General features: G+C 34.3%; 2 protein-coding genes. Both read left to right on the top strand.

What is annotated here, in order from left to right:
* The first annotated feature begins 4 nt into the window (after positions 1 to 4).
* Positions 5 to 97: a hypothetical protein gene (locus tag GB932_RS22220; RefSeq protein WP_497755949.1), complete on the top strand. Its 93-nt coding sequence runs from the start codon at positions 5 to 7 to the stop codon at positions 95 to 97.
* An 88-nt stretch (positions 98 to 185) separates the two neighbouring features.
* A partial coding sequence (locus GB932_RS22215) for a citrate/2-methylcitrate synthase (protein WP_497755948.1) occupies positions 186 to 862 on the top strand: 677 nt, incomplete at its 3' end.

Raw genomic sequence — 862 nt, 5'->3', positions numbered from 1 at the left:
TAGAATGGCAAAATACAACCAGCTATTGAGAATTGAAGAAGCTTTAGGTGAAACTGCAATTTTCCCAGGGTTGGAAGCTTTTAAAATCAAAAGATAATTAATCGAATTTATAAATAACGGCAAGCGAAATTTTTAGTTTGCCGTATTTTATGGAAAGTGGTATATTTAAAAAAAATAAATAAATAATGTCAGACAACAAAGTAATATTGAATTACGACGGTAATTCATATGAATATCCAATCGTGGATAGTACTATCGGAGACAGAGGGATTGATATTTCAAAATTAAGAGACCAGACAGGTTTAATCACTCTGGATTTAGGTTACAAAAATACAGGAGCTACTATTAGCGACATCACTTACTTAGACGGAGATAAAGGAGAATTATTCTACAGAGGTTATCCAATCGAGCAGATTGCTGAGAAATCTAACTTCACTGAAGTAATGTATCTTTTATTACATGGAGAATTACCTACTCAGGATCAGTTTACTTCATTCGACAACAATATTAAAAAATATAACTTCATCGCAGACGAAATGAAAAAGATCATTGATGTTTTTCCTCGTTCTGCTCACCCTATGGGAGTTTTATCTTCTTTAACTTCTGCATTGACAGCTTTCAACCCGAAAGCAGTGAACGTAAACTCTAAAGAAGAAATGGATCACGCAGCTGAGCTGATGATCGCTAAATTCTCTCATCTTTGTGCCTGGACTTACAGAAAAACTCAAGGTTTACCATTAAACCACGGAGATAACAACCTGAACTACGTAGAGAACTTCTACAAAATGGCATTCAGATTACCAAACGCTGATTTCGAAATCGATCCGGTAGTAGTAAATGCTTTAGATAAATTATTAATCCT

Origin of the sequence: Microbacterium karelineae (assembly GCF_009745985.1) — a bacterium.
Lineage (GTDB): Bacteria > Actinomycetota > Actinomycetes > Actinomycetales > Microbacteriaceae > Microbacterium > Microbacterium karelineae.
Note: the sequence above shows the minus strand (reverse complement) of the source record. Positions and strands in the feature narration are given on the sequence as shown.

Excerpts from the sequence above, each read along its gene's own strand:
- GB932_RS22220 (WP_497755949.1), top strand. The coding sequence starts at position 5 with ATGGCAAAATACAACCAGCTATTGAGAATTGAAGAAGCTTTAGGTGAA.